Raw genomic sequence first — 20,339 nt, 5'->3', positions numbered from 1 at the left:
CTCCATCAAAAGAACAGCGAACAATGGACACTCACGACCACTGCAACTGCACGCACGCCCACGGCGAAAATCACTCCGGCACCCGCCGCAACTTCCTCACGCGCGCCACGCTCGCCGCCGGTGTCGCCTTGCTCGGCACCGTCTCGCAAAGCCGCCCCGCCCTCGCCGGAGGCCACACCGACATCCTGTTGCTCACCTGCATGGATTTCCGCCTCATGGACAGCGTCGAGCAATACATGGCGGGCCGCGGCCTCACGCACAAGTACGACCACATCGTGCTCGCCGGCGCCTCGCTCGGCGCGCTGACCGACAAGTACCCCGCGTGGAACCGCACCTTCTGGGACCACCTCGCCGTCGCGATCCAGCTCCATGACGTACAGAAGGTCGTCGTCATGGATCACCGCGACTGCGGCGCCTACAAGGCGATTCTCGGCGAGGACCTGGCGCCGGATCCCGTGCGCGAAGCCGCGGTGCATCGCGACCACCTGGAACGCCTCGCCGCCGCCATCAAGGACAAGCATCCCGGCCTCGGCATCGAGACCCTGCTGATGGCGCTCGACGGCTCGGTCGAGGCGCTCGGCAACTTCGCCTGAGCCTCCCCCCGGGAGCCGCGCCGCGGCTCCTCTCCTCCTTCGGCATGTGCGTTGCCGCATGTGGACTTGAAGTCCAGCCGACCGCCTCGATATCGGAAAACATGGGTGTTGCGAGCGGACACCCATCCCTGTCCGAAGGAGGATCATGATGTTCTACCGATCAGTATTTCCCCGCGATCTGCTGTCCGAAATCGATCGCCTGCAGCGCGAGATGCAGCAGTCGTACGAATTCTCCCCCAGCATCCGCGGTCTCGCGCGCGGCGGCTTTCCCGCGATGAACGTCGGCAACACGCCGCATTCCGTCGAGATCTACGCCTTTGCGCCCGGCATCGACCCGGCGACGATCGACGTGCAGCTCGAAAAGGGCGTACTGACGGTCGCCGGCGAGCGCGCGAGCGTAATGCCGCCGAAGGAAGCCAACGCCACGGTGCATATCGACGAGCGTTTCTCCGGACGTTTCCGCCGCGTCGTGACCCTGCCCGACGACGCCGACCCCAACGCCGTGAGCGCGAAGTACCGCGACGGCGTGCTGCACGTCAGCGTCCAGCGCCGGCAAGCCGCCCAGCCGCGCCGCATCAGCATCGAATGAGGAGGAGCCGGACATGAACGACACCACCAACATCGCCCGCAAGCCCGAAACCCCGGCCAGCGAGATGGCGCTGCTGCCGCCCGTCGACGTCATCGAGGATGCCGCCGGAATCACGCTGTACGCCGACCTGCCGGGCGTACCGAAGGACAAGCTGACCCTTCAGGTCGAAGGCGACACGCTGACGATCGAGGGCGAGATCAGCCTCGCAGCACCCGAGGGCATGGAATCGTCACATGCCGAAGTGAACCTGCCGCGCTACCGCCGCATGTTCACGCTGTCGAAGGAACTCGACGCAAACAAAGTGTCGGCCGAGTTCAACCAGGGCACACTGAAGCTGCGCATCCCGAAGGCCGAACACGCGCAGCCGCGCAAGATCGAAATCGCCGTGATGTAAGGCTGCTCCCGCGAAGACTTCCCCCCACGAAGGCTTCCCCCCGCAACGCCGGCCCGTCCCGGGCGAGCAATTGCCCGGGACGGGCCGGCGTCATGTCGGGACGTCGCTAACCGAGCTTCGCGCGCAGGTAGTCGAGCAGGTTGCCCAGCGTCACGAGGCGGCCATAGTCCGCCTCGGGGATACTCACCTTCAGCTGCTCGCTGATCCCGATCAGGAAGTTGAGCCAGTCCATCGAATCGAGGTCGACCTGCTGGCGCAGCGGACGGTCGTCGCGCAGCTCGTCCGCCTCGACCTCGGGCGCGATGCTGCGCAGGATCGCGATCACGTTCGCGCGCAGTTCCGGGTATTTATCTGCCATCGCTTTCCCCTTTTTCTACCCTTTTCGCTTTCGTTCTTCGCGCTCACAGCTCCTCGGGCCGCTGCAGGCGCCCGCGCAGTTCGGCGAGGAAGAGCGCCCCGCGGTGCCCGTCCGAGACGCGGTGATCCGCCGCGAGGCTCGCGACGACAGTCGGCATCGCGACCAGGGCGCCAACCTCGACCCACGGGCGCGCAGCGATACGGCCGAAGCCGACGAGCGCAACCTGCGGCGGGTAGATCACGCCCATCACCGCATCGACGCCCTGCTCGCCGAGGTTGGTCACGGTGATCGTGGGATCCGACATCTCCGAGCTGCGCAGCGAGCCCGCGCGCGTGCGCTTCACGAGATCGGCGAGCTCGCGCATCAGCTGGTCGAGCGGCTTGCTGCCGACGTCGTGCAGTGCGGGCGCGATCAGCCCGCCCTGGCGCAGCGAGATTGCGACACCAATATGCGCGGCCTGCACCGGCTCGAAGCGGCCGTCGCGGAAGAAGCCGTTCAGATCGGGAAACTGCGCCAGCGCCGCCGCCACCGCCTTCAGTTGCACGACCGCCATCAGGAGCCGCTCGGTGATCGGCCGCCCCTCGTTGGCCTGCGCGAGCCACCTCTGCGCACGCGCCATCGGGATCGTCTCGGACAGGTAGTAATGCGGGATCTCGCGCTTCGAGCGGCTCATCGCCGCAGCGATCGCGCGACGCATCTCCGCGTTCCTGTCGGCCTCGGGGTGCGCAGCCGGCGCGGTTTCGGGGGCCTTCGGCGCTCCGGGCTGCACCGCGGCCTCGATGTCGGCGAGCGTCACGGCGCCGCCCGGGCCGGTACCCTTGAGCCGGGCGACATCCACCCCGAGCGCCTCGGCGCGCTTGCGTGCGGCCGGCGAGATACGCAGGCGCGCGCCTTCAACGACCGGGGCACCGGGTGCTGCGGGAGCTCGTTCGCCCGCTTGTTTCCCCGCTCGCGCAGCCCCCTTCGGCGGCGCCTTTTCACCGGGTTCGAGCAGCGTCGCCATCACCGTGCCGACAGGAATCCGCTCCCCCGGCTCGATCAGCAGCGCATGCACGACACCGTCCTGCCAGATCTCGACGTCGACCGCCGCTTTCGACGTGTCCACGATCGCGACGACCTGACCCTTGCACACCGCATCGCCGGGTTTCACCTTCCACTCGACGAGCTTGCCCTCGTCCATGTCGGCGCCGAGCGAGGGCAACGAGAAGTCAAACATTCAGCACCTCCCGGACCGCGGCGACGATCTTCGCCGGTTGCGGCAGCGCGGCGTCCTCCATGTGCTTCGCGTAGGGGATCGGCACTTCCTCGCTGCACACGCGCATCGGCGGCGCATCGAGGTCGTAGAAGCAGTTCTCGACGATGCGCGCGATGACCTCCGCAGCGAGGCTGCCGCTGCGCCAGCCTTCGTCGACGATCACCGCGCGGTGCGTGCGGCTCACCGACTCGGCGATGGTCGCGGTATCGAGCGGACGCAGCACGCGCAGGTCGACGACCTCGACGTCGATGCCGTCGCGCGCGAGCTCGGCCGCGGCGTCGAGCGCCTTCGGCAGGCTGCCGCCGTAGGTGATCAGGCTCAGCTGGCTGCCGGGACGGCGGATCGCCGCGCGCTCGATGTCGCAGTGCCAGTCCTCATTTGGCTCATCTCGCAGCTCGTCTTCCATGTTGTAGAGCTGCGCATGCTCGAAAATCACGACGGGATCGGGATCGGCGAGCGCGGGCGCGAGCATGCCGCGCGCGTCGGCGATCGTCGCCGGCGCGAGCACGCGGATGCCGGGGATGTGCGCGTACCAGTTCTCCAGGCTGTGCGAGTGCTGGGCCGCGAGCTGGCGTCCCGCGCCGGTCGCCATGCGGATCACCAGCGGCACCGACACCTGCCCGCCCGACATGTGGCGCAGCAGCGCGGCGTTGTTCACGATCTGGTCGAGCGCGAGCAGGCTGAAATTCACCGTCATGACCTCGACGATCGGTCGCATGCCGCCCAGCGCCGCGCCGATGCCGGCGCCGACGAAACCCAGCTCGGAAAGCGGCGTGTCGCGGATGCGCTCGGGTCCGAACTCGTCGTAGAAGCCCTTGGACACCGCGTAGGTGCCGCCGTAGCGGCCCACGTCCTCGCCCATCAGGAAGACGCGCGGGTCACTGGCGAGCGCATCGTGCAGCGCCTGGCGCATCGCCTCGCGATAGCTGATCCTCATCGCGTCGCTCCCGGTGTCGTGACGTCGCGCAGCAGGTCTTCGACCGGCTCCCACGGCGCGGCCTCGGCGAACGCGACCGCAGCGGCGACCTCCGCCTCGGCTTCCGCGTCGAGTTCGAGGAAGCCGTCCTCGGTCAGCTCGCCCGCCGCCTTCAACTGCGCCGAAAAGCTGTGGATCGGCCCACGCTTCTTCCATTCCTCGACCTCGGCCTTGCCGCGGTAGAGCTCGGGGTCGAACATCGAGTGCGCGCGGAAACGGAAGGTGCGGAACTCGACGAAGAAGGGGCCGCCCTCCTCGCGCACCTGCTGCGCGGCGCGGCACGTCGCCTCGTGCACCGCCCGCACGTCCATCCCGTCCGCCTTCAGCGTCGGCACCTTGTAGCTCGCTGCCTTCACGCACAGCTCGGTCTGCGACTCCGAACGATCCAGCGCGGTGCCCATCGCGTACAGGTTGTTCTCGCACAGGAAGAGCACCGGCAGCCGCCACAGCGCGGCGAGGTTCATGCCTTCGTGGAACGCGCCCTCGGCGACCGCCCCCTCACCGAAGAAGCACGCCGTCACGCGGCGGATGCCCAACATCCGGTCTGCGAGCGCGAGCCCCACCGCCAGCGGCAGGCCGCCGCCGACGATCGCGTTGCCGCCGTAGAACCGCCGCGCGACGTCGAAGAGGTGCATCGAGCCGCCGCGTCCGCGCGAGCAGCCGGCCGCCTTGCCGAACATCTCGGCCATGATCGCGTCCATCGGCACGCCGCGCAGCAGCGCATGACCGTGCTCGCGGTAGGTCGCGACGACGTTGTCGTCCGCGTCGAGCGCATGCATCCCGCCGGTCGCGCAGGCCTCCTCGCCGATGTAGAGGTGCAGGAAGCCGCGGATCTTCTGCGCACCATAGAGCTCCGCGCATTTCTCCTCCATGCGGCGGATGCGCAGCATGTCCGCGAGCAGCTGCACTTTGAACGGCCGCTCGGCGGCGGGTGCAGCAGGCTTGCGTCTGGTCGCGCTCATGCGCCGCCCTCCAGCGTCGAGGTGTCGCCTTCCGGCAGGCCCAGCTCGCGCGCCTTCAGCAGCCGGCGCATGATCTTGCCGCTGCGCGTGCGCGGCAGCGTCGTGGCGAAGTCGATCTCCTTCGGCGCCACGGCAGCGCCGAGTTTCCTGCGCGCGTGCGCGAGGAGTTCCATGCGCAGCGCCTCGCTCGGCTCGAATCCCTTCTTCAACGACACGAAAGCCTTCACGATCTCGCCGACCATCTCGTCCGGCTTGCCGATCACGCCGGCCTCCGCGACCGCCGGATGCTCCATCAGCGCGCTTTCGACCTCGAAGGGGCCGATCAGGTGGCCGGCCGACTTGATCACGTCGTCCTTGCGCCCGACGAACCAGAAGTAGCCGTCGGCGTCGCGCCGCGCGAGGTCGCCGGTCAGGTACCACACGCCCGAGAAGCACTTGCGGTAACGCTCCTCGTTGTTCAGGTAGCCGCGCAGCATCGACGGCCAGCCGCGCAGCAGCGCGAGCTCGCCTTCGACGTCGGGCTCCTCGATCACCTCGACGACGCCGTCCTTGCCCTCGCGCACGATCGCGGCCTCGACGCCCGGCAGCGGCCGGCCCATCGAGCCCGGCTTGATGTCCAGCGCCGGCACGTTGGCGATCATGATCCCGCCCGTTTCGGTCTGCCACCAGTTGTCGTGGATCGGCAGGCCCAGCACCTCCTTGCCCCACCACACGGCCTCGGGGTTGAGCGGTTCGCCGACGCTCGCGACGAAGCGCAGATTCGGGAACGTGAAGCGCTTCGCCAGTTCCGGGCCGGCCTTCATCAGCATGCGGATCGCGGTCGGCGCGGTGTACCAGACGCTCACCTTTTGCTCGTGCAGGATGCGGTACCAGCGCTCGGCGTCGAAGTCGCCCTCGTCGACGATGGAGGTCACGCCGTGCAGCAGCGGCGCGATGATGCCGTAGGAGGTGCCGGTGACCCAGCCCGGGTCGGCGGTGCACCAGTACACGTCGTCCGGGTGCAGGTCGAGCGCGTAGAGGCCGGTCGCCCAGTGCGTCGCGACGGCGCCATGCACGTGCATCGCGCCCTTGGGCGTGCCCGTCGTGCCGCTCGTGAAATGCAGCAGCGCAAGCTCGTCGGGCCGCGTCGGCACGGTCGGGAAGTCGTCCGAGGCCGCCGCCATCAGGCGTCCGAGGTCGTGCGTACCGGGGACGTCGGTTGGAGCACCGTCGTCCGACACCAGGAGCACATGGCGCAGCGTCGTCAGCTCGCCGCGGATCTTCGCGACCTTGCGCTGGTACAGCGACTCGGTCGTCACCAGCACCGCCCCCTGTCCGAGGTTCAGGCGCGTGGCGATCGGCTCCGGCCCGAAGGCCGAGAACAGCGGCGACACCGCGCAGCCGGCACGCAGGCCGCCGAGCACCGCGGCATAGAGCTCAGGAATGCGTCCGGTGAGCACGAACACGCGCTCGCCGCGCACGACATCGAGCCCGCGCAGCACGTTGGCGAAACGTGCCGTAAGTGACGCGAGATCGCCGTAGCTGAGGTCGCGCACCGCGCCGCTCTGGCCGAGGAAGCGGAACGCCAGATGGTCGCGCAGCCGTCCTCCGGCGTGGCGCACGACCGTCTCGTAGGCGATGTTCAGCGCACCGCCGGGCAGGCCTGCGAGCGCCTCGTGCGCGACATTCCAGTCGAAGCCGCGGCGGGTCGCCTCGTAATCGACGAGGTTCGGCCGGGTTCGAAGCTCCGCCGTCTTGCGGATGATCGAAGTTCGCTCCATCACTCCCTCCTCCGTTGCGTACGGATGTGCTCTTCAACCCTTGATGCAAACCAGCGGTGCGAGCCGCAGCACCTTGATCGCCAGACCCGCCCGGTCGGCCGCATCGACGACCGCGTCGACGTCCTTGTAGGCGAGCGGCGCTTCTTCCGCGACGCCGCGGACGCTCGGGCTGCGGATCAGGATGCCGCGTGCGGCGAGCTCGTCGACGACCTTGCTGCCGTGCCAGCGGCGCAGCGCCTCGTTGCGGCTCATCGCACGGCCCGCGCCCCCCTTGAGCATCGCGTCCGTCTCCGGGCCGGACAGGCGCAGCGCGCCGGTGCTGCCGACGCCGGCCGGGATGCGCGCGTAGAGCACATCGGCGAGGCGCTTCTTGTGCGCCTCGACCTCGGCCAGCTTGAGCCCCGTGTGCAGGGTACGCACGCCGCAGGAGATATCGAAGCCGACCCCGCCCGCCGACACGACGCCGCCCTCGTCCGCATCGAAGGCCGCAACGCCGCCGATCGGGAAGCCGTAGCCCGAGTGCGCATCGGGCATCGCATAGGCGGCCGCGACGATGCCCGGCAAATTCGCGACGTTCGCGACCTGTTCGGCGACTTTCTCGTCCATCGCCTCCATCAGCTCGCGCGACGCGAAGATCACGCCGGGCACTCGCATGCGCCCCGTGGCGGGCAGCGCCCATTCGAACGGGCCGCGTTGGCGGAATTTCCGGAGTTCCATCGTCTGCCTCCTGCCGCTGCCATGCCGCCGTTCAGTGCCGCGCCAGCCCGATCGCGCGCCCCTGAGCGAACCGCGACGCTGCACCGCGTGCTCCTGTCATGTGCAGCATAGCCAATAGCTGCCCGCATGGCTCACACATCGTGCGCCGCCCCGCTCCGGACGGACACCCCTGCCATGATATTTTAGTAAGCTGCAGGGGAGCGGGTTGGCGCTGCGCTAATATCGGCGGCGAATCCGGCCAGAGGCCGCCGAACAGCTTGCCGCTGACCATCAGGAGAGTGACTCCATGCACATCCGCTTCCCCTGGCATCTCCTCGCCGCCGTTGCGACCGGCCTGGTCGTCGCCGCCTGTGGCGTCGCCCCGACCGTCGAACGCGACGCTAAAGCGGAGCATTTCCCCTATCAGGGCGGCGAAGTGGCGGCCACGCAACGCGGCGCGGACTGCGAACTCACGCTGCGCGGCACCCTGACGCCAGCCGCCGTCTCCGCGCTGAGACTGGCCAGCGACGCGCTCGCGAAGCGTTCCTGCCAGGGCAAGACTGTGGTCCTCGACCTCGCCGACGGCAGCGTCGGCGCCGCGATCACGGTCGGCTCGATGCTGCGCAACCGCGGCTTCGACACCCGCATCGCCGCCGGCAGCACCTGCCACACCCCGTGCCTGCTGGTGTTTGCCGCGGGCACCCGGCGCGAGATCGCCCCCAATGCGCGGCTCGGCTTCACCCAGATCCCGCCCGACGAAGACTTCGGCCGCACGAACTGCGAGACCGAACTCGACAACCGCCAGATGCTCAACCTGGCGCGCTACCTGCGCGCGATGCTGCCCACTTTGACTGCCGACTACATGCTGCAGCAGATCCGCGCCACCGACTGCCGCAACGTGCGCGCGCTGCCCGCGAGCGACGCCGTCACGGCAGGACTCGCAACCAGAGGCTAAAAAGGGGGAAGACCCGGCCCGTACGCGCCGCGACGGGCATCGCGGTCGGAACCTCGCCATGAATCGAAGCCGTCCGGCAATCGACGCGGCCGAGGTGCTCGGGATCGTGCGCGGGCTCGTCAGCGAGCTGCGCCCCGGCAAGCCGCCGGAAGCCGGTCTCGACAGCCACCTCGAACGCGACCTCGGACTCGACAGCCTCGCGCGCGTCGAGTTGCTCGCGCGCATCGAACGCGCCGCGCGTGTGCGCCTGCCGGAAGACACCCTCGCCACGGCGGACACCCCGCGCCAGCTCTTTGCCGCGCTGCGCGCCGCACGACCGGAGGCGACCGCGTCCGCGCCCGAGATCGCCGCTGCGCCGGACACCGCGCGCATCGAGACCCCGGTCGGTGCATCCACACTCGTCGAGGTGCTGCTGTGGCACGCGGAGCGTTCGCCCGAGCATGTGCATGTCCGCCTGCTGCACGACGACGCCGAGGTCGGCACGCTCACGCACCGCGAGCTGCTGCAGGGGGCGCAGCGCATCGCCGCCGGGCTGCAGCAGCGCGGCATCGCGCCGGGCGACGCGGTGGCGATCATGCTGCCGACCTCGCTGGAATTCTTCACGAGCTTCTTCGGCGCCCTGCTCGCGGGCGGCGTGCCGGTGCCGATGTACCCGCCCACGCGCCCCTCCCAGCTCGAGGACCACCTGCGCCGCCAGTCCGGCATTCTGGAGAGCTGCCGCGCGCAGGTGCTGATCACCGACGCGCAAGTGCAGCCGGTCGCCCGCCTGATCTCCACGCCCTCGGGGCACCTCAGGCACACCGTCACCGCACGCGAGCTCTCCACAGGCGGCGGCAGTCCCGCAGCAGCAACGCCGCGGGCGGATGACCTCGCGCTGCTGCAATACACCTCGGGCAGCACCGGCAACCCCAAGGGCGTGATGCTCACGCACGCGAACCTGCTCGCCAACATCCGCGCGTGGAGCCGCAGCGTCGCCATCACGGCGGCGGACGTCACGGTGAGCTGGCTGCCGCTGTACCACGACATGGGCCTGATCGCCGCCTGGCTGGGCAGCCTGTACAACGGCTGCCCGCTCGTGCTGATGTCGCCGCTGGATTTCCTGTCGCGCCCGGTGCGTTGGCTGCGCGCCCTGCACCGCTACCGCGGCACGCTCTCGGCCGCACCGAACTTCGCCTACGAGCTCGTGCTGAAGCATGTCGAGGAACCCGAACTCGCCGGTCTGGATCTCTCGCACTGGCGCATCGCCGCGAACGGCGCCGAGCCCGTGAACCCGGACACGCTGGAACACTTTGCCGAACGCCTCGCGCCCTACGGCCTGCACCGCGAGACGATGACCCCCGCCTACGGCCTCGCCGAGAACGCCGTCGGTCTCGCCGTGCCGCCACCCGGACGCGGTCCGCGCATCGATCGCGTCGCACGCGAAGCCTTCTTCCGCACCGAGGCGGTCCGTGCCGCCGCGGAGGACGCGGGCGCGATCCGCTTCGTCGGCTGCGGCCAGCCGCTGCCCGGCCATGAAGTGCGCATCGTCGGGCAGAACGGCGACGAACTCCCCGACCGCCACGTCGGCCGCATCGAATTCCGCGGCCCGTCGGCGACCGCCGGCTACCTGCGCAATCCCGAGGAGACGCGCAAGCTGCTGCGCGCCGGCTGGCTGGACACCGGCGACCTCGGCTACCTCGCGGAAGGCGAGCTCTTCGTCACAGGTCGCGTCAAGGACATGATCATCCGCGGCGGACGCAACCTGTACCCCTACGAACTGGAAGATGCGATCGGCGCACTGGCCGGCGTGCGCCGCGGCTGCGTCGCGGTGTTCGGGGTCGCCGATCCCGCAACGGCGAGCGAGCGCCTGGTCGCCGTCGTCGAGACCCGCAGCGCCGACGATGTCGAACGCCGCCGGCTCGAACATGCGGTCGGCAACCTCGCGGTCGACCTGCTCGGCGTGCCGCTCGACGAGGTCGTGCTCGCACCGCCGCACAGCGTACTGAAGACGTCCAGCGGCAAGATCCGGCGCGCCGCGACGCGCGAGCTGTACCAGAGCGGCGTGCTAGGCCGCCAGCACAGCGTGCGCATGCAGATGCTGCGACTCGCCGCGCTCGCCGCCCGCCGCAACGCAACCCATGCCGTGCAACGCACGGGCGCCACGCTGTGGGCCGCCTGGGCGTGGACGGCGCTGGTGCTGCTCGCGATCCCCGTCTGGCTCGCCGTCGCAGGGCTGCGCCGCCCAGCCCTCGGCTGGCACATCGGCCGCGGCGGCGCGCGCCTGCTGGCCGGCCTGATCGGCGTCCGCATCGACGTCAAGGGACAAGCGAACCTTCCCGCATCCGCCCCCTGCATCGTCGTCGCCAATCACGCGAGCTACCTCGACGGCCTGATCGCCGCCGCGGCGCTGCCCCGCCCCTTCGTCTTCGTCGCCAAGCGCGAGCTGCTCGACAACGCGATCGCGCGCCGCTTCCTGCTGGGCCTGGGAACGGAGTTCATCGAACGTTTCGCGGTGCAGGACAGCGCGGACGCCGCAAAGCGGCTCGCCGAACGCGCACGGCTGGGCGCCGCGCTGTTCTACTTTCCCGAAGGCACCTTCGTGCGACGGCCCGGCCTGCAGGAGTTCCGCCTCGGCGCCTTCCTCGCTGCATGCGAGGCCGACCTCCCCGTCGTGCCGGTCACGATCCGCGGCACGCGCGCGGTGCTGCCCGACGAGACCTGGCGGCCGCGCCGCGGCCCCGTCACCGTGACGATCGGCCGCCCCATCCTGCCGCAGGGCAAGGACTGGAGCGCCGCGCTCGCGCTGCGCGATGCCGCCCGTCGGGACATCCTCCAGCGCTGCGGCGAGCCAGACGCGACGGTCTGATCGGGCCGTTGTGGCGCACGAGTTCCGGGAGCGTGTGCACGCCGACGTCGCTTTCGAGATAGAACGAGGCGACACACAGGTATTAGACTTCGTCGCCTACCCTCAACGACTACACACAGAGAGCCCCACCATGACCATCAAGTCGCGCGCCGCCGTCGCCTTCGGACCCAAGCAACCCTTGCAGATCGTCGAAGTGGACGTCGAGCCGCCGAAGAAGGGCGAGGTGCTGGTGCGCATCGTCGCGACCGGCGTGTGCCACACGGACGCCTTCACGCTCTCCGGCGACGACCCCGAAGGCATCTTCCCCGCCATCCTCGGCCACGAGGGCGGCGGCATCGTCGAGGCGGTCGGCGAAGGCGTGACCTCGCTCGAAGTCGGCGACCACGTGATCCCCCTGTACACGGCAGAATGCCGCGAGTGCAAGTTCTGCAAATCCGGCAAGACCAACCTGTGCCAGGCGGTGCGCGCGACCCAGGGCAAGGGGCTGATGCCCGACGGCACCACGCGCTTCTCCTACCAGGGCCAGCCGATCTACCACTACATGGGCACCTCGACCTTCTCCGAATACACGGTGGTGCCGGAGATCTCGCTGGCGAAGATCCCCAAGGACGCCCCGCTCGAAAAGGTGTGCCTGCTCGGCTGCGGGGTGACGACCGGCATCGGCGCGGTGCTCAATACCGCCAAGGTCGAGGAAGGTGCGACGGTCGCGATCTTCGGCCTCGGCGGCATCGGGCTCGCGGCGATCATCGGCGCGAAGATGGCCAAGGCCTCGCGCATCATCGGCGTGGACATCAATCCGGACAAGTTCGAGATCGCGAAGCAGCTCGGCGCGACCGACTTCGTCAACCCGAAGGACCACGACAAGCCGGTCCAGGACGTGATCGTCGCGATGACCGACGGCGGCGTGGACTACTCCTTCGAGTGCGTCGGCAACGTCAAGCTGATGCGCGCGGCGCTCGAGTGCTGCCACAAGGGCTGGGGCGAATCGACGATCATCGGCGTCGCCGGCGCGGGCCAGGAGATCAGCACGCGCCCCTTCCAGCTCGTCACCGGCCGCGTGTGGCGCGGCAGCGCATTCGGCGGCGTCAAGGGCCGCACGGAACTGCCGAGCTACGTGCAGAAGGCACAGAAGGGCGAGATCCCGCTCGACACCTTCATCACGCACACGATGCCGCTGGAGCAGATCAACGACGCCTTCGACCTGATGCACGAAGGCAAGAGCATTCGCACGGTGATTCACTTCTGATGCCGGACCCGGCACGGTCGCTCCCTCCCCTTCAAGGGGAGGGCTGGGGTGGGGATGGGTCAGGCAGAGATCAACCGAAACCCATCCCCTCCTAACCTCCCCCTTCAACGGGAGGAACTGGTGCATCAATCGGGGACTCACTAACCGGAAGCATCTCCATGACCCTCGAAAACCTCTCGTCCCAGAAAAGCTTCGGCGGCTGGCTCAAGCGTTACCGCCACCGCTCGCGCACCCTAGACTGCGACATGACCTTCGCCGTCTACCTGCCGCCACAGGCCGAACCCGGCGGCAAGCTGCCGGTGCTGTACTGGCTGTCGGGCCTGACCTGCACCGATGAGAACTTCATGCAGAAGGCCGGGGCGCAGCGCGTCGCGGCCGAACTGGGTCTCGTCCTCGTCGCGCCCGACACCAGCCCGCGCGGGCCGAACGTGCCGGGCGACCCCGACGGCGCGTGGGACTTCGGCCACGGCGCGGGCTTCTACCTCAACGCCACACAGGCACCGTGGGCGCGCCACTACCGCATGCACGACTACATCGTCGAGGAACTGCCCACGCTCGTCGAGGCGAACTTCCCGGTGTCGGACGCCCGCGGCATCAGCGGGCACTCGATGGGCGGGCACGGCGCGCTCGTCTGCGCGCTGCGCAACCCCGGCCGCTACCGCTCGGTGTCGGCGTTCGCGCCGATCTCCAACCCCATGAACTGCCCGTGGGGCGAAAAGGCCTTCTCGCACTACCTCGGCGAGGAGCGCGCCCGCTGGCGCGAATGGGACGCGAGCGTGCTGATCGCCGACGCCGCCGAAAAGCTGCCCATCCTCATCGACCAGGGCGACCGCGACGATTTCCTGGCGACCCAGCTCAAGCCCGAGGCGCTCGAAGCCGCAGCCCGCGCAGCCGGCCACCCGCTGACGTTGCGGCTACAGCCGGGTTACGACCACAGCTACTACTTCATCGCGAGCTTCATCGAGGACCATTTGCGCCACCACGCGGCGGCACTCGGCGGGTCGTAGGGCGGAAAAGCCGAAGGCGCCTTCCGCCGCATGCCGATTGCGAGCGCTGCACATCCGGCGGAAGGCGCTGCGCTTTTCCGCCCTACGTCAGACTCCGAGATACCGGTGCCACACCCCCCGATCGGCAGCGAGCTCCCCGGACGTCCCCGCCCACGCCACCCGCCCGCGTTCGAGGATGATATGGCGGTCGGCGAGCTTCACGAGGCGCTCGACGTACTTGTCCACGACCAGCGTCGTCTGCCCGGCTTCCTTGAGCCCCGCGAGGCAGCGCCAGATCTCCTCGCGGATCACCGGCGCGAGGCCTTCGGTCGCTTCGTCGAGGATCAGCAGGCGCGGGTTCGTCGACAGCGCCCGCGCGATCGCGAGCATCTGCTGCTCGCCGCCGGAGAGCTGGTTGCCGAGGTGACCGGCGCGTTCCTTCAGGCGCGGGAAGAGCGCGTACAGGCGCTCCAGCGTCCACGGCTCGTGCGCGCCGCTGCGGTTGTCCGCGAAGGCGACGAGATGCTCGCGCACGCTCAGGTTCGGGAAGCACTGCCGCCCTTCCGGCACGATCGCCACCCCCAGCCGCGCGATCGCATCCGCGGACAGACCGTGGATCGCCTGACCGTCGAAGCAGATCTCGCCGCGCCGGGCGCGCAGGCCGCCGATCACTGTCTTGATCGTCGTGCTCTTGCCCATGCCGTTGCGCCCGAGCAGGGTCACGACCTCGCCCGCGCGGATGTCGAAGTTGAGCCCGAACAGCACCTGGCTCGCGCCATAGCCGGCCTCCAGACCGAGGCAGCTCAGCAGCACATCGCGGCTCATCGCAGCTCCTCCGTGCCCAGATACACCGCCTGCACCTCGGGATGCTCGCGGATGTAGGCGGTGTCGCCGGACGCCAGCACCTTGCCGTAGTCCAGCACCGAGATGCGGTCGGCGAGTTGGAACACCGCGTCCATGTCGTGCTCGATCAGCAGGATCGCCGCTTCCGCGCGCAGGCGACCGATCAACTCGACCATCTGCTGCGAGTCCTCCGGTCCCATGCCCGCCATCGGCTCGTCCAGCAGCAGCAACTTCGGCCGCGCCGCGAGCGCCAGCGCGACGTCGAGCTTGCGCTGCACGCCGTGGGGCAAGGTGCCGGCGACGCGATCCAGCCTGTCCTCCAGGCCGACCTTGTGCGCGAGTTCCAGCGCCCGCTCGCGTAAGCCCGCCTCGATCGAACGCCGTCCGAAACAGCGGAAGCTCGACCCGGAATGCGCCTGCACCGCGAGCAGCAGGTTGTCGAGCACGGTGTCGCCGCGAAACACGCTGGTGATCTGGAAGCAGCGCGACAGGCCGTGACGCACGCGATCGTGGGCGCTCAGGGTCGTCAGATCGACGCCGTCGAGCACGATGGAGCCCCCGTCGGCCGGTAGCAGCCCCGAGATCAGATTCACGAGCGTCGATTTGCCCGCGCCGTTCGGCCCGATCAGCGCATGCACTTCGCCCGGCTCGACCGAGAGGCTGACATGATCGGTCGCGACCAGCCCGCCGAAGCGCTTCACGAGGTTCTGCGCGACGAAGAGGCTCACTGGACTGCCCTCCTGCCGTCGAACAACCCCGCGAGCCCGCGCGGTGCCATGAACACGACCGCGATCAGCATCAGGCCGAGCGGCCAGTGCCAGTATTCCGTGTAGCCCTTCAGCACCTCGGACAGCACCAGCCACACCGCAACGCCCAGCACCGCGCCCCAGCGTCGACCCAGTCCGCCGAGCACGACCATCACGAGCAGCGCCGCGGACTCCGTCCAGTGCATCGTCGAGGGGCTGACAAAGTTGTTGTGACTCGCGAGCAGCGCCCCGGCGAGCCCCGCGAGCGCGCCTGCGCCAGAGAACGCAACGAGCTTGAGCCGATACACCGGATAGCCCAGCGCCTCCATGCGCGTCTCATTGTCGCGGATGCCCGTGAGCGCGTGGCCGAAGCGCGACACCGCGGCGCGGCTCGCGAACGCGAACACCAGCGCGGCGACACCGAGCACGACCCAGAAGAACAGCGCGGCATCGCCTGTCGTGCGGCCGAAGCCCAGCTCCAGCGGCGAATACAGGCCGTAGCCGTCGTCCCCACCGTAGGCCGACAGAGACACGGCGAGGTAGTACAGCATCTGCGCGAAGGCGAGCGTGATCATCAGGAAATACACGCCGCGCGTGCGCAACGACACCGCCCCGATCAGCGCGGCGAATGCGCCCGAGACCAGCACCGCGGCACCCCACGCAGTCCATGCGGAACTCACCCCCGCATCGACGAGCGCGACCACCGTGTAGGCCCCCACGCCGATGAAACCCGCGTGACCCAGCGCCGCCATGCCGCCGTAGCCGAGGATGAAGTTGAGGCTGGTGGCCGCGATCATCACGATCAGCATGCGGCGCACGAAGCCGACGTAGTAGTCGAGGCCCAGCCCGGCACCGACGACCGGCATGAGCGCCAGCACGACGAGCAGCGCCCACGGCAGCCAGCGCGAAATACCGCCCGACGACGGAATCGCGGCCAAGGAATCCGGCTTGTCACTCATCGCCGCCCCCTCACGCCCGCGCCGGGAACAGGCCCGCCGGCTTCAGGATCAGCACGGCCGCCATCAGCACGTACATCGCAATCCCGGCGAATGCAGGGCCGAGGTCCGCCGCGAGCGCCGGCGGCAGCGCCGAGCGCAGCAGCGGCGGCAAGAAGGCGCGCCCCGCGGTGTCGACGAGGCCAACCAGCAGCGCCGCGACGAAGGCACCGCGTACCGAGCCGATGCCGCCGATCACGATCACCACCAGCGCCGGGATCAGGATCGCCTCGCCCATGCCGATCTGCACCGCGCTGATCGGCCCCATCAGCGCCCCGGCGAGCGCCGCGAGCGCCGCGCCGAGCGCGAACACAAAGGAGAACACTCGCCCGACACGCACCCCCATGAATTCCGCCATCTTGCGGTTCGACGCACCCGCACGCACGAGCATGCCGACACGGGTGTGATTCACCAGCACGTACAGCCCGATCGCGACCAGCAGCCCCACCGCCAACAGCACCAGCCGGTAGGCCGGATACGGCAGCTCCGGCAGCAGCTGCACCGGCCCCGCGAGCGCGGCGGGCATCGTCGCCATCACCGGCGACGGCCCCCAGATCGCCTTCACCGCATCGTCGGCGATCAGGATCACGCCGAAGGTCGCGATGACCTGCGCGAGGTGGTCGCGCGCGTAGAGTTTGCGCACGATCAGCAGTTCGAGCACGAAGGCTACCAGCACCGTCGCCGCGACCGCGACCAGCACCGCGCCGACGAAGCTGCCGCTCGCCTCATGCACGCGCGCGGCGACGTAGGCGCCGGCCATGTAGAGGGACCCGTGCGCGAGGTTCATCGTGTCCATGATGCCGAACACGAGCGTGAGGCCGGCCGCGAGCAGGAACAGCATAAGGCCGAAGCTGAGGCCGTTCAGGAGCTGCTCGAAAACGAAGATCGAATTCATCGGGGGAAAGCGGGATAAAGCCGGACAAAGCGAAAGCGCGGCAGACGGGCACACCCGCCGCCGCGCCGGAAGATGATGCCCTTACAGCTTGCAGTCGCCGACGTAGGCGTCCTGGTGCTTCTCCATCACGGTGCCGACGAGCTTGTTCGTGAGCTTGCCGCTCGCGTCCTTGTCGACAACGCGAAGGTAGTAGTTCTGCACCGGGAAGTTGTTCGCGCCGTACTTGAACTCGCCGCGCACGGATTTGAAGTTCGCCTTCTTCAACGCAGCGATCACCGCCTCGCGGTTATCGACCTTGCCGGCGACTTCGCGCACCGCCGCGTCCATCGCCATCACTACGTCGTAGGCCTGCGCCGCATACACGGTCGGGTAGCGGCCGTTGTACTTCTTGCGGAAGGCCTCGACGAACTCGACGTTGGCCGGCACTTTCAGGTCGTGCGCCCAGTGGGCCGTGTTCAGCATCCCCAGCGTCGGTTCGCCGACCGCCTCGATCACGTCCTGGTCGGCCGTGAAGCCCGGCGAAATCAGCGGAATGTCCTTCAGGCCGCCGCCGACGTACTGCTTGATGAAGTTGATCCCCATCGCCGCGGGCAGGAAGGCGAACACGGCATCCGGCTTGGCCGCGCGGATCTGTGCGATCTCGGCCGCGTAGTCGATCTGCCCGACCTTGGTGTAGATCTCGTCCTTCAGCGTGCCCTTGTACAGGCGCTTGAAGCCGCCCAGGTGGTCCTTGCCCGCCGGGTAGTTCGGCGCGATCAGGACCACGTTCTTGAACCCCTTCTCGTTCGCGACCTTGCCCGCGGCCTCGTCATAGGTGTCGTTCTGGTACGAGACGCCGAAGAAGTACGGGCTGCATTGCTTGCCCGCGAACAGGCTGGGGCCGGGGTTGCTCGACAGGAAGGGCACCTTCGCCGCGAACAGCGCCGGACCGACCGCCAGCGCCGAATTCGACGCGACCGGGCCGGTGAAGAAGTCGATCTTGTCGCGCTGCAGGAAGCGGTTCACAAGCTGGTTCGCCTGCTCCGGGTTGCCCGCGAAGTCCTGCTGGATGAACTCCGCCGGCTGACCGCCGAGCTTGCTGCCGAGGCGCTCCACCGCGAGGTTCAGGCCGTCACGCGTCTCGGCGCCGATCGTCGCGAACGGACCGGAGATGTCCAGCGCGACACCGACCTTGACCGGTTCGGCATGGGCGGCAACTGCACCACACAGTGCGAGGGAGACTGCGACGTTCTTCAGCTTCAGCATGGACGCTCCTTGTTCGGATTTCTGGGGCAATGGCCGGAAACCAGCGAGATTATCATGTGCGCTTGGCGCGGACCCACCTGCATAGGCGATCGGCGCAGGCGCCGCCGCCACCGGGCTCGCTATACTCGTACCCACCGGGGGCATCGCGACAACACCGCCCCCCGCCGTCGCGGACACACGCCACCGGGGAAATCGACTTGCCCAACGAAACCGACGTCAGTCCATCCGCCCTCGCGCCGCTGCGCCAACCGATGTTCCGCATGCTGTGGATCGCATGGCTCGCCGCGAACATCACGATGTGGATGAACGACGTCGCCGCGGCCTGGCTGATGACGTCGCTGACGTCGAGCGCCTTCATGGTCGCGATGGTGCAGGCCGCCTCGACGCTGCCCGTGTTCGTGCTCGGCCTGCCGAGCGGCGCGCTGGCCGACATCATCGACCGGCGCAAGTACTTCGCCGCCACGCAATTGTGGATCGCGGTGGCGGCCATCCTGCTGTGCGGCCTCGCCCTGGCCGACGCGCTGACCGCGGAACTGCTGCTCGCGCTCACCTTCGCCAACGGCATCGGCCTCGCGATGCGCTGGCCGGTGTTCGCTGCGATCATCCCGGACCTCGTGCCACGCCGCGACCTGCCCGCCGCGCTCGCCCTCAACGGCGTCGCGATGAACATGTCGCGCATCATCGGCCCGGTCGTCGCGGGCGCACTGCTCGCCGGCGCCGGCAGCGCCTACGTGTTCCTGCTCAACGCGCTGCTGTCGATCTTCGCCTTCGTGATGATCCTGCGCTGGAAGTCCGAACCGAAGATCAGCGCGCTCCCCGGCGAACGTTTCCTCGCGGCGATGCGCGTGGGCCTGCAGCACGTGATGCAGTCACCGCCGATGCGCGCGGTCCTCGCCCGGATCTTCCTGTTCTTCCTGCAATCGACCTCGCTGACCGCACTGCTCCCCCTCGTCGTACGCGACCTCCAAGGGGGCGGCGCCACGGCCTACACGAGCCTGCTTGCCGCCATGGGCGGCGGTGCGATCCTGACGGCGCTCAACCTCGAGCGCCTGCGCCGTCGGCTGGAACGCGAAGACTTCGTCAGCTGGGGCACGCTCCTCCATGCCGCATGCGCGGCCGTCGTCGTCCTCGTACCGACACTGTGGGCCGCGATACCAGCCATGTTCGTGGCTGGCATGGCATGGATCGCGACGGCGAACGCGCTCACCGTGGCTGCACAGATGGGTCTCCCGAACTGGGTCCGCGCCCGCGGCATGTCGATCTACCAGATGGCCCTGATGGGCGGAAGCGCCACCGGGGCTGCGCTGTGGGGCTACGTTGCAAACCTGACGTCGGTGACGATCAGCATCCTCGTCGCGTCCGTCATCGGTCCGCTGGTGATGCTGCTCACGCGTCACCACGCGGCGATCCGCCCGCACGACGTCGACCACAGTCCCGCGGCCGTCGTCGCCATGCTGCCCCCGCCGGCGATCGACATCGAACCGGACGAAGGCCCGGTGATGGTGACGATCGAATACCTGATCGACCCCGCGCGCGCCGCCGGCTTCAACGCCGTGATGCAGGAAACCCGCCGTGCCCGCCTGCGTCAGGGTGCGCTGTCCTGGGGGCTGTTCCGCGACACGGCGCGGCCCGAGCGCTACATCGAATATTTCCTCGACGAGAACTGGATCGAGCACCAGCGGCGCCTGGAACGCTTCACGGCCGCGGACCTGGGCCTGCGCGAGCGCCGGCTCGCCTTCCATATCGGCCCCGAGGCACCCCTGATGCGCCGCTATGTCGCGGAGTCGGTCGACGGCCGGCCCGGCAGCACTACCGACACGCGCTGAGCCGCGGGTCCAGCCGGCGATGCGCGAGCCCGTCCGGCAAAAGCCCCCCCGGCTCGAGATCCAGCGCCCGGGTGCTTTCGGTAACCTCCTGCGACCAGCCTCGAGCGGCCAGCACCATCGCGTTGCCGCGGCTAGGCGCGCGGCCCGCGCATCGCCCGGACACAGGCCCAGGCG

Annotated in this window: 19 protein-coding genes; 8 read left to right on the top strand and 11 right to left on the bottom strand. The window is 69.0% G+C overall.

The features are described from left to right. Nucleotides 1-23: 23 nt before the first annotated feature. From AzCIB_RS05100 to AzCIB_RS05090, 3 genes are all read left to right on the top strand, one after another. A complete protein-coding gene (locus tag AzCIB_RS05100; protein ID WP_050414901.1) occupies nt 24-593 on the top strand; it encodes a carbonic anhydrase in 570 nt (189 codons plus the stop codon). A gap of 148 nt (nt 594-741) precedes the next feature. Then, on the top strand, nt 742-1,182 hold the full coding sequence (locus tag AzCIB_RS05095; RefSeq protein ID WP_050414900.1) for an Hsp20/alpha crystallin family protein: 441 nt from the start codon (nt 742-744) through the stop codon (nt 1,180-1,182). Between the two features lie 13 nt (nt 1,183-1,195). Continuing rightward, nucleotides 1,196-1,576, top strand: coding sequence for an Hsp20/alpha crystallin family protein (locus AzCIB_RS05090; RefSeq protein ID WP_050414899.1), 381 nt, complete (start codon nt 1,196-1,198; stop codon nt 1,574-1,576). 106 nt (nt 1,577-1,682) lie between these two features. Here AzCIB_RS05090 and AzCIB_RS05085 read toward each other — a convergent pair whose 3' ends face one another. From AzCIB_RS05085 to AzCIB_RS24835, 6 genes are read right to left on the bottom strand one after another with little or no spacing between them, the layout of a single operon-like run. Beyond that, nucleotides 1,683-1,934 (bottom strand): acyl carrier protein, encoded by a 252-nt coding sequence (locus AzCIB_RS05085; RefSeq protein WP_050414898.1) that lies wholly within the window; start codon nt 1,932-1,934, stop codon nt 1,683-1,685. 43 nt (nt 1,935-1,977) lie between these two features. After that, on the bottom strand, nt 1,978-3,150 hold the full coding sequence (locus AzCIB_RS05080; protein ID WP_050414897.1) for a dihydrolipoamide acetyltransferase family protein: 1,173 nt from the start codon (nt 3,148-3,150) through the stop codon (nt 1,978-1,980). Next, nucleotides 3,143-4,126 carry an alpha-ketoacid dehydrogenase subunit beta gene (locus tag AzCIB_RS05075; RefSeq protein WP_050414896.1) on the bottom strand — a complete coding sequence of 328 codons (984 nt, stop codon included), beginning with the start codon at nt 4,124-4,126 and terminating at the stop codon, nt 3,143-3,145. The genes AzCIB_RS05080 and AzCIB_RS05075 overlap by 8 nt, the downstream gene beginning before the upstream one ends. Then, complete coding sequence (gene pdhA / locus AzCIB_RS05070) at nt 4,123-5,127, bottom strand: pyruvate dehydrogenase (acetyl-transferring) E1 component subunit alpha (RefSeq protein WP_050414895.1); 1,005 nt, start codon at nt 5,125-5,127, stop codon at nt 4,123-4,125. Before pdhA ends, AzCIB_RS05075 begins: the two co-directional genes overlap by 4 nt. Continuing rightward, the gene (gene acsA / locus AzCIB_RS05065; protein ID WP_050414894.1) at nt 5,124-6,887 is read right to left on the bottom strand and encodes an acetate--CoA ligase; all 1,764 of its coding nucleotides are present in this window, start codon (nt 6,885-6,887) and stop codon (nt 5,124-5,126) included. Before acsA ends, pdhA begins: the two co-directional genes overlap by 4 nt. A gap of 33 nt (nt 6,888-6,920) precedes the next feature. After that, nucleotides 6,921-7,604, bottom strand: a complete 684-nt coding sequence (locus AzCIB_RS24835) for an RtcB family protein (RefSeq protein ID WP_050414893.1) — start codon at nt 7,602-7,604, stop codon at nt 6,921-6,923. A gap of 286 nt (nt 7,605-7,890) precedes the next feature. Between AzCIB_RS24835 and AzCIB_RS05055 the strand changes: the two genes are divergently transcribed. From AzCIB_RS05055 to fghA, 4 genes are all read left to right on the top strand, one after another. Next, nucleotides 7,891-8,538 (top strand): COG3904 family protein, encoded by a 648-nt coding sequence (locus AzCIB_RS05055; protein ID WP_050414892.1) that lies wholly within the window; start codon nt 7,891-7,893, stop codon nt 8,536-8,538. A 58-nt stretch (nt 8,539-8,596) separates the two neighbouring features. Next, nucleotides 8,597-11,383: an AMP-binding protein gene (locus tag AzCIB_RS05050; protein ID WP_050414891.1), complete on the top strand. Its 2,787-nt coding sequence runs from the start codon at nt 8,597-8,599 to the stop codon at nt 11,381-11,383. Nucleotides 11,384-11,513: 130 nt separating this feature from the next. Continuing rightward, nucleotides 11,514-12,629: an S-(hydroxymethyl)glutathione dehydrogenase/class III alcohol dehydrogenase gene (locus AzCIB_RS05045; protein WP_050414890.1), complete on the top strand. Its 1,116-nt coding sequence runs from the start codon at nt 11,514-11,516 to the stop codon at nt 12,627-12,629. A gap of 158 nt (nt 12,630-12,787) precedes the next feature. Continuing rightward, the gene (fghA, locus tag AzCIB_RS05040; protein ID WP_050414889.1) at nt 12,788-13,636 is read left to right on the top strand and encodes an S-formylglutathione hydrolase; all 849 of its coding nucleotides are present in this window, start codon (nt 12,788-12,790) and stop codon (nt 13,634-13,636) included. Nucleotides 13,637-13,723: 87 nt separating this feature from the next. Here the strand turns inward: fghA and AzCIB_RS05035 are convergent, their stop codons facing one another. From AzCIB_RS05035 to AzCIB_RS05015, 5 genes are all read right to left on the bottom strand, one after another. Further along, a complete protein-coding gene (locus AzCIB_RS05035) occupies nt 13,724-14,440 on the bottom strand; it encodes an ABC transporter ATP-binding protein (RefSeq protein WP_050414888.1) in 717 nt (238 codons plus the stop codon). Then, on the bottom strand, nt 14,437-15,186 hold the full coding sequence (locus AzCIB_RS05030; protein ID WP_050414887.1) for an ABC transporter ATP-binding protein: 750 nt from the start codon (nt 15,184-15,186) through the stop codon (nt 14,437-14,439). The genes AzCIB_RS05035 and AzCIB_RS05030 overlap by 4 nt, the downstream gene beginning before the upstream one ends. Then, nucleotides 15,183-16,163, bottom strand: a complete 981-nt coding sequence (locus tag AzCIB_RS05025; RefSeq protein WP_050414886.1) for a branched-chain amino acid ABC transporter permease — start codon at nt 16,161-16,163, stop codon at nt 15,183-15,185. The genes AzCIB_RS05030 and AzCIB_RS05025 overlap by 4 nt, the downstream gene beginning before the upstream one ends. Nucleotides 16,164-16,173: 10 nt before the next feature. Next, nucleotides 16,174-17,094, bottom strand: coding sequence for a branched-chain amino acid ABC transporter permease (locus AzCIB_RS05020; RefSeq protein ID WP_050414885.1), 921 nt, complete (start codon nt 17,092-17,094; stop codon nt 16,174-16,176). An 81-nt stretch (nt 17,095-17,175) separates the two neighbouring features. Further along, nucleotides 17,176-18,339: an ABC transporter substrate-binding protein gene (locus AzCIB_RS05015; protein ID WP_050414884.1), complete on the bottom strand. Its 1,164-nt coding sequence runs from the start codon at nt 18,337-18,339 to the stop codon at nt 17,176-17,178. A 197-nt stretch (nt 18,340-18,536) separates the two neighbouring features. On the opposite strand from AzCIB_RS05015, the gene AzCIB_RS05010 reads away from it, so the two are divergent. Further along, the gene (locus AzCIB_RS05010; protein WP_083446878.1) at nt 18,537-20,165 is read left to right on the top strand and encodes an MFS transporter; all 1,629 of its coding nucleotides are present in this window, start codon (nt 18,537-18,539) and stop codon (nt 20,163-20,165) included. The last annotated feature ends 174 nt before the right edge of the window (nt 20,166-20,339 follow it).

This window comes from Azoarcus sp. CIB, from assembly GCF_001190925.1.
Lineage (GTDB): Bacteria > Pseudomonadota > Gammaproteobacteria > Burkholderiales > Rhodocyclaceae > Aromatoleum.
This window is presented reverse-complemented; position numbering and strand designations above follow the sequence as displayed.

Bases quoted from the DNA above. Each gene is read 5' to 3' on its own strand.
- AzCIB_RS05100 (WP_050414901.1), top strand. From the start codon at position 24: ATGGACACTCACGACCACTGCAACTGCACGCACGCCCACGGCGAAAAT.
- AzCIB_RS05095 (WP_050414900.1), top strand. From the start codon at position 742: ATGTTCTACCGATCAGTATTTCCCCGCGATCTGCTGTCCGAAATCGAT.
- AzCIB_RS05090 (WP_050414899.1), top strand. From the start codon at position 1,196: ATGAACGACACCACCAACATCGCCCGCAAGCCCGAAACCCCGGCCAGC.
- AzCIB_RS05085 (WP_050414898.1), bottom strand. From the start codon at position 1,934: ATGGCAGATAAATACCCGGAACTGCGCGCGAACGTGATCGCGATCCTG.
- AzCIB_RS05080 (WP_050414897.1), bottom strand. From the start codon at position 3,150: ATGTTTGACTTCTCGTTGCCCTCGCTCGGCGCCGACATGGACGAGGGC.
- AzCIB_RS05075 (WP_050414896.1), bottom strand. From the start codon at position 4,126: ATGAGGATCAGCTATCGCGAGGCGATGCGCCAGGCGCTGCACGATGCG.
- pdhA (WP_050414895.1), bottom strand. From the start codon at position 5,127: ATGAGCGCGACCAGACGCAAGCCTGCTGCACCCGCCGCCGAGCGGCCG.
- acsA (WP_050414894.1), bottom strand. From the start codon at position 6,887: ATGGAGCGAACTTCGATCATCCGCAAGACGGCGGAGCTTCGAACCCGG.
- AzCIB_RS24835 (WP_050414893.1), bottom strand. From the start codon at position 7,604: ATGGAACTCCGGAAATTCCGCCAACGCGGCCCGTTCGAATGGGCGCTG.
- AzCIB_RS05055 (WP_050414892.1), top strand. From the start codon at position 7,891: ATGCACATCCGCTTCCCCTGGCATCTCCTCGCCGCCGTTGCGACCGGC.
- AzCIB_RS05050 (WP_050414891.1), top strand. From the start codon at position 8,597: ATGAATCGAAGCCGTCCGGCAATCGACGCGGCCGAGGTGCTCGGGATC.
- AzCIB_RS05045 (WP_050414890.1), top strand. From the start codon at position 11,514: ATGACCATCAAGTCGCGCGCCGCCGTCGCCTTCGGACCCAAGCAACCC.
- fghA (WP_050414889.1), top strand. From the start codon at position 12,788: ATGACCCTCGAAAACCTCTCGTCCCAGAAAAGCTTCGGCGGCTGGCTC.
- AzCIB_RS05035 (WP_050414888.1), bottom strand. From the start codon at position 14,440: ATGAGCCGCGATGTGCTGCTGAGCTGCCTCGGTCTGGAGGCCGGCTAT.
- AzCIB_RS05025 (WP_050414886.1), bottom strand. From the start codon at position 16,163: ATGAGTGACAAGCCGGATTCCTTGGCCGCGATTCCGTCGTCGGGCGGT.
- AzCIB_RS05020 (WP_050414885.1), bottom strand. From the start codon at position 17,094: ATGAATTCGATCTTCGTTTTCGAGCAGCTCCTGAACGGCCTCAGCTTC.
- AzCIB_RS05015 (WP_050414884.1), bottom strand. From the start codon at position 18,339: ATGCTGAAGCTGAAGAACGTCGCAGTCTCCCTCGCACTGTGTGGTGCA.